We start from the raw sequence: 6,398 nt of genomic DNA, 5'->3' as shown, positions 1-6,398 counted from the left end.
GAGCCAGGGCTGGTAGTGGTGCCTTCAGGCTTCATCATTTGGGATGTTGAGCAGCAGCCCACACGCTTTGCAGTGCACAGCATCGCGGTCGTGTCGCTGCAGGCCACATTGCGGGCAAGGATGGCGCACCTTGCCGCCCGGGCGGAACACGGCCTGTACCAAGGGCTGGCTCGGCCATGTGCGATGGCTGGTTGGCTCGACCTGCCTGGGACGGCTAACCTTTATCTGGGCACGACGTCCATTCAAGGATTCACCGTCAGGACAAGGCGCTGGTAGCGGGTCAAGGCCGGCGATCCGGAATCCGTGACCTCCAGGATGACATGAACGGTCTTGGTCGATGTCACCTGAGGTGCGACCAGGCTTGTCACGGCGACACGATCGTTCTCGATGGTCATGCTCCCGGTATGGGAGCCTGCCTCTCTGTAAACCCACCAGTGATAGCTCAAGCCATTGCCGTCTGGATCCGTCGACGGTGTGGCATCGAGCGGGACCGTCTGCCCCGATGGCACTGTCAGTGCGCTGGCACCGGTGATACGAGCATCTGGTGGATGGTTGGCACTGCCATAGCTCGAAATCAGCCATTTCGCTCTGGCCGCAAAGTCCGCCTGAAAGGCCTTGCGCCAGCGTGCCACCGACAGCCGCCGGGAACTGACGTCGCCTACCTGATCCAACTGGTACTTGGACGTGTAAAGGTTCTGCGAGATCCGGTAGTAGTCACTCTCCTTGGTATACCGGCCACCCCAGCCGCCCGCCTTGGGCAAACCAGGTGTGCCTAACCCAATGGGAAGGATATGAAGGAGGGAAGGTGTATCGCCTTCCTTGAGGCCGTTTTCTGTCGTGTTGAGCGGATACATGCGCCCGAGGTTTCCACGGCTGGTGATGTTGGCCTGCGTCCAGCTCTCGCTCTGCATCGAGTTGTCGCCGAGCATGTACATGCCTCGGAACGTGGCGGTCTTCGAGCCATCGTGCTCGATGCTGGCGATCCAGAACATGTCCTTTGCGTTTGCCAGAAGATAGTCGCCGGGCTCAGGGGAATATTGGCTCAAGCTGATCGAGTAGACCCGAAGCTTCTTCTGGAACCTGACGAACTCGTCATTGGAGCGGGTGGATCTTACCTTGAAGATGGCTTGAGCCAGTTCACGACCACCGCCCCAGACCAGAATCCACATAGGAACGGTGCTTCTATCGACCATGTAGATGATGTGGTTGGAGCCAGAGGAGTCGAAGCCGGATCCTATCTGACTGTTCGTATTCAGGCCGGACTTGACCCGACCCAGCAGCAGCTCAGCAGAAGGATAGCGGGTGTCGTGGAGTTTGAGGAAGGGCAGGTCCTTCTTGTAGGCTGCGATCACTGCCTGAACGATGTCCACCCGGACAGGGCCGCGCGGGTTGTAGGTCGGAATGATCCCTTGGATACTGACGTCGTTGCTGTAGAGGAGCGCCCTGACCAGCGACTGGGTGTCATCAGGATCTTGTCCGACATCGGTCAAGATGATCGCCAGCGGTCGCTCGACTGCAGCAGCCTTGTTCTCCGGCCAACCCGTAGCAGAAACTACAATAAGCATAATAAATAGTGTTGTAGCATTCAGCCGGTACCATCGATCTACAGCGCGCTTGATGAACAGTTTCATCTTGTACTGCCATGAGAGCCACTATCCCTAGTTTCAATGCTGCGCCCTCAAGGCTGGTGGGTCAACAACAAGTTTCCGGAAGATGATGCCACTATGGGTTTAATCTGAAGTAGCGGCTTTGGTTGCGTTCAACAGGAACACTGGCATTTTGCCGATATCGCGCAGCTCGATCATGCCGCGTTCCTCGAAGTGATAAGCGTCTGCCAACGCGGCGCGGAATGCTGAGGACACCTGGATGCGCTCCGGGAGCCCGTGGGTTTCCAGCCGGCTGGCTATGTTCACCGTATCCCCCCAGACGTCGTAGATGAACTTGTGCTGGCCGATGATGCTGGACGCTATTTGTCATAATGTACATACTGCTCATGCGAATCTGCTGCGAGGTGGTCTCTAATCCGGAGTGCAGCAGCCCAACGTTTTCAGCCGCGGGGCACTTGGCGATGAACCATGATTGCCCCGCTACACCACGCGAGGAATGTTCCCGGTGACGACATTGTCACCTGAGACTTTCCTTCTAATTGGCTGATCGACACTAATCGATGATCCGGAAAGTAAGTTCAAGTTATCGACGAGAACGTCAATACTAGCTGGCACATCTTTTGAGAGTGTTGTCCGTGGATCAACAAGAATAGTAGATCCGCGTTCTATATCAAGAGTACCTCCCTGGATACGTATAAGCCCTCCAGAGCCTGTACTCACTATCACTGCCTCATCGCGCATTCGTATGGATCCAGATGCGTTACCTTGTATCTTGCCAGAAGAAGCCTCGATTTCTGCCACTCCGCCTGGCGCAGCTAAAAGTACTTTTCCAGCAGTTGAGCCAATATTGCCTTCATCGTCGAAGCGGATACCATTCCCAGATACATCTATATTCTCGCTGGTTAGGGAGAGATTTTGGCCCTCCTTTGCCTGAAGCACGCTTCGATCTACCGTGATCCTGCTCATGCGACTGCCTAAGAATCCGAACGCCTTTGGTGCTGCGACCGTGAGCCTGCTGCCGGACGGATCCAACGCGCTGAACACCGCGCCATCCTCAAAGCGCAGCTCGTCCGCCGTGCTGGCATGGAACGAGCCCGGCACGTCCAGCCTGGCGTTCGGCCCGAACACCACCCCGCTCGGGTTGACCAGGTAGACGTTCGCGTTCGGCACGGTGGAGGCCAGTGTGCCGTCGATGTTGGAGGCCTCGCCACCTGTCACCCGCGAGATCACGTTGTTCAGCCCGCCAGGGCCGGTGAACGTCACCTTGCCGTTGGTCTGGACCCCGAACCGCTCGAAGCTGTGGAACAGGTTCTGGCCGCGGATCTGGCCGAGGTGGGCAGGCACCTCAATGTTTGGCCCAGCGAGGTTCCTCTTCGGACCCAGCGTGCCGTCGGTGCCGACTTGAGCGTTGGCTGGAGAGAGGCATGTGGTCGCGAGCAGGCAGGCGAGAGTCGGCAGCCGGCTAGTGCATATCCGCATGTCTCGCTCCCTGAAGATGTATGTCAGAGCCTAGTTCTATGTCTTCCTGATACTGTGCAGAGGATGGACTGGATGCAAGTCATGCCTCCGCCAGAGCATTGCCGGGCATTCTGCTCGAGCGGTTGAGAATGGTGAGCTGCCAACAGAAAAGGAGTTGAGGCGCCTACCTGAGAGCAGCCGACCCTGTGGCACTGAGGCGTCATTATTCAGGCGGATTATCGCTCGACTCGATGGACCTCGAATGAGGCCAAAGCCTCACCGCGCGTCCGGCAGGAGGTGCAGCGGAAGCGGGGCAGGAGGCTGACGATGCATTCGTGGGCGCTGTAGCGGTCGATCAGCCGCTTATGGTCGATCACGCCCATGTGGCGGCACATCAGGCACACGCCGACGAGGACATGACCGTCGGGGATCGAGCCTAGCCGGACCTGATAGGCCGGGCCTAAGACGATGCGGGTGTTCTTGTTTAGTTCCACATCAGCAGGGGTAGCGCCGGGAATGTGGCGGGGTCAATTGCCGAGATAATGCCGAGCAGAACCAGGCGAACTATCTGCGCTGGGCAGAGGGGAGGCACCTGCGCCTGACCGGGCAACGTGGTCGACTACAGCGCCGTGCTCGCCTGGATCGACGAGCTCGCAGCGGACCACAGCGTCCAGGAGATCGCGATCGACCGCTGGAACAGCACTGCGGTCACCACGGCGCTGCAGGAGGCAGGCTTCACCATCTCAGCCTTCGGCCAGGGCTTCGCCTCAATGCCCGCTCCGGTGGAGGAGCTGAAGGCAGCGCTCCTGTCCGGCAGGTTCCGGCATGGCGGCAATCCGGTGCTGCGGCTGTGCTTCGGCAACATTGCGGTCGAGACGGCCGCCCAAAGGCAGCCGGCTCCCACTAGTGAGTGGCGATGGTCACGACGATGGTTCAGATGCTCCTGAGCCGTTCATCCTGCGCTCTTTCGTTCCAGGAAGGCGCCTACGTCATCTCTGGTGCATCGTAGGGTCGGATGAGGCCGCCGCACCGACACGTGTTCCCTTCTAGGACCACATAGCCAGGGTTCATGGTACTGGCGAACCCATGACCGGGCTGGAGACTTGGCCAAGCGAAAGCCCAGCCTCGCCAGGCGCCGGCGTGTGCGGTTTTCCCAAGCTTTCAGATTCTCCAGCGGGACCAGAACTACTGGCTGACGGGCTTCAAGATGGCGGGCCGATAGCTAGACGATGTCACTGGCCTGGAGCGAATTAACCCCCAGCAGCGTCAACTGCAGGCCTCCTGCGTGATCGTAAGGGATGGCCGGGTCCATCAGTGCATCGATTGTTGGGGCCAAGTCGACCACCAAGCTGTAGACGCCGCCAATGAGACGGCTGCCCAGATCGGCATCGGCGCCGGTAAGGCGGTTGTCGTCGTTGCTGTCAAGGCGGGCGAAGAGATCAGCGCCATTCAGAAAAAGGTCGGCACCCTCCGTCTCATCACCGTAGATCAAAGCGCCCAGCCTGAGCTTGTCGGCTCCCCGTGTGAAATCCGTGATGGTGTCGTTGCCTGATTCTTGTGCCTCGAAATGCCATAAGGCATAGAACGCGAATGTGTCGGCCCCAGCACCACCAGTCAGAACGTCTGCCCCATCCTCACCGTCCAGCCAGTCATCTCCCCCGCCGCCGATGAGGGCATCATCCCCCATGTAGCCGCCCAGGTTGTCAGCTCCCTCGCCGCCGTTCAAGCGGTCGTTATGGTTGCCGCCGTAGAGGCGGTCATTGCCCTCGAGGCCCATTAGGCTCAGCGGTACGTAGGTTGTGTCGAACTCCGTATTGGTGATGCCCAGGATCCGGTCAGCAAAAGCGGAGCCTTCGACGGCCTCGATCCCTGACAGGGTTTCGTACCCCGATGGGGTGCCCGTGATGCTACTGGCGGACTGGTCGCCGAAGTGAAGATCGACTTCGACGCCATAGGTCGAGTCGGCAAAGGAGACGGTGTCAAAACCTTCACCACCATGCAGCTGATCCAGCCCGAGACCACCATGCAGGACGTCGTCACCCGAGTTACCGTTCAGGACGTCGTTGCCCAGGTCTCCTAGCAGGACATCGCTACCAGTCCCGCCCCAGAGCTGGTCGTTGCCATCATCGCCGAACATCGTGTCGTTGCCGCCATCGCCCCAGAGCTTGTCGGCGCCAAAGCCAGCGCCGATCCGATCATCGCCTAGGCCGCCGTACAGCTCATCGTTCTGGTCATTGCCGTAGATGCGGTCATTACCTGCATCTCCCCACAACCGATCGACGCCAGTCCCACCTTCGATGACGTCGTTGCCGTCGCCACCGCTGACGGTGTCGTCACCTGACTCGCCATAGATCTTGTCGTGGCCGATCCGCCCGTAGATCCGATCGTTGCCGCCGCGGCCATAGAGGGTGTCGTTTCCAGCTCCGCCATCAATCGTGTCGGCTGACGACGTTCCATAAAGCGTGTTGTTGTTCGAGTTGCCGGTGAGCGTGGCCATGAACTGCCCCTTTATGTTGTTGCTATGGGGCTGAGGGAATAACTGCTGCTACAGCACTTCCTCCTTCAATGCTCAAGCAGCGGAGCATCCGTCAAGTCTGGTAGGGCAACCGGGGGAAAGCCGGCCACCCAAGGGTCAGCTGCCCTCGTGTTACTAGGTTGTCATCGAGACGCGATTGCTGTGTCCTGAAGAAGCCGGATACCCTGCGCTCTTCCCACTCCAGGAAGGCATCAAAGTCGTCTCTGGTGGCGTCATAGGGTCGGATCAGATCACTCTCGCCGAGGTCCTGTCGTCCGTGGTCGGCGGGGCGACCGGAGGTGCATCCAGCAATCCCCTGCCACTTCTGGCCACCCTTCAGCTGTTATGGCAGATGAGATGAAGGACATGAGTACACGAATAACCCATGTATAAAGCGTGTGAATAGGAGCTCAGGGTGCTCCATGTTTCTTGACTCCAGCGTCGCGATATATCCAGTACGACCGACGCTTTAGGCAACGATAGTCAACATGGCAGGGCAGACTTCACATGAAGTCGAACGCTTTGCGAATACAGCATATTCGGAGGTCCTGGTGGCGACGTACAACGGCAGCAACTCGTCGAACACGTACAGAGGCACGTCGAGCGCCGATACCATCAAAGGCAATGGCGGCAACGACCTGCTGTACGGCAACGGCGGCAACGATTCGATCTACGGCGGCACGGGCAACGACACGCTGTATGGTGGCACTGGCAATGATCGTCTCTACGGCGAAGCCGGCAACGACAAGATTTATGGCGAGGCCGGCAACGACATCATCAGCGGTGGGGACGGCATTGACATCATAGCCGGCGCCGAC

The 6,398-nt window shown here is 59.0% G+C and carries 7 protein-coding genes and 1 pseudogene; 2 read left to right on the top strand and 6 right to left on the bottom strand.

Annotated elements, in window-relative coordinates; all coding sequences use genetic code 11:
- Positions 1-24: 24 nt before the first annotated feature.
- The 5 genes and pseudogenes from VHL31_RS26730 to VHL31_RS18420 form a co-directional block, all read right to left on the bottom strand.
- Positions 25-162: pseudogene (locus VHL31_RS26730) on the bottom strand (ion transporter); the annotation flags it as partial.
- Between the two features lie 80 nt (positions 163-242).
- Positions 243-1,631, bottom strand: coding sequence for a DUF1593 domain-containing protein (locus VHL31_RS18435; protein WP_329662708.1), 1,389 nt, complete (start codon positions 1,629-1,631; stop codon positions 243-245).
- A 99-nt stretch (positions 1,632-1,730) separates the two neighbouring features.
- The gene (locus VHL31_RS18430; protein WP_414653769.1) at positions 1,731-1,958 is read right to left on the bottom strand and encodes an adenylate/guanylate cyclase domain-containing protein; all 228 of its coding nucleotides are present in this window, start codon (positions 1,956-1,958) and stop codon (positions 1,731-1,733) included.
- A gap of 129 nt (positions 1,959-2,087) precedes the next feature.
- A complete protein-coding gene (locus VHL31_RS18425) occupies positions 2,088-3,086 on the bottom strand; it encodes a filamentous hemagglutinin N-terminal domain-containing protein (RefSeq protein WP_329662707.1) in 999 nt (332 codons plus the stop codon).
- Positions 3,087-3,301: 215 nt separating this feature from the next.
- A complete protein-coding gene (locus VHL31_RS18420) occupies positions 3,302-3,559 on the bottom strand; it encodes a hypothetical protein (protein ID WP_329662706.1) in 258 nt (85 codons plus the stop codon).
- 117 nt (positions 3,560-3,676) lie between these two features.
- Here VHL31_RS18420 and VHL31_RS18415 point away from each other — a divergent pair, with 117 nt between their 5' ends.
- Entirely contained in the window at positions 3,677-4,012 is a 336-nt protein-coding gene (locus VHL31_RS18415) for a terminase TerL endonuclease subunit (protein ID WP_329662705.1), read from the top strand.
- A gap of 275 nt (positions 4,013-4,287) precedes the next feature.
- Here the strand turns inward: VHL31_RS18415 and VHL31_RS18410 are convergent, their stop codons facing one another.
- Positions 4,288-5,562, bottom strand: a complete 1,275-nt coding sequence (locus VHL31_RS18410; RefSeq protein WP_329662704.1) for a calcium-binding protein — start codon at positions 5,560-5,562, stop codon at positions 4,288-4,290.
- Between the two features lie 569 nt (positions 5,563-6,131).
- Here VHL31_RS18410 and VHL31_RS18405 point away from each other — a divergent pair.
- Positions 6,132-6,398: calcium-binding protein (locus tag VHL31_RS18405; RefSeq protein WP_329662703.1), on the top strand; the 267-nt coding region annotated here is incomplete at its 3' end.

It is taken from the genome of Geminicoccus sp. (assembly GCF_036263595.1).
In the GTDB taxonomy this organism is placed as follows: domain Bacteria; phylum Pseudomonadota; class Alphaproteobacteria; order Geminicoccales; family Geminicoccaceae; genus Geminicoccus.
This window is presented reverse-complemented; position numbering and strand designations above follow the sequence as displayed.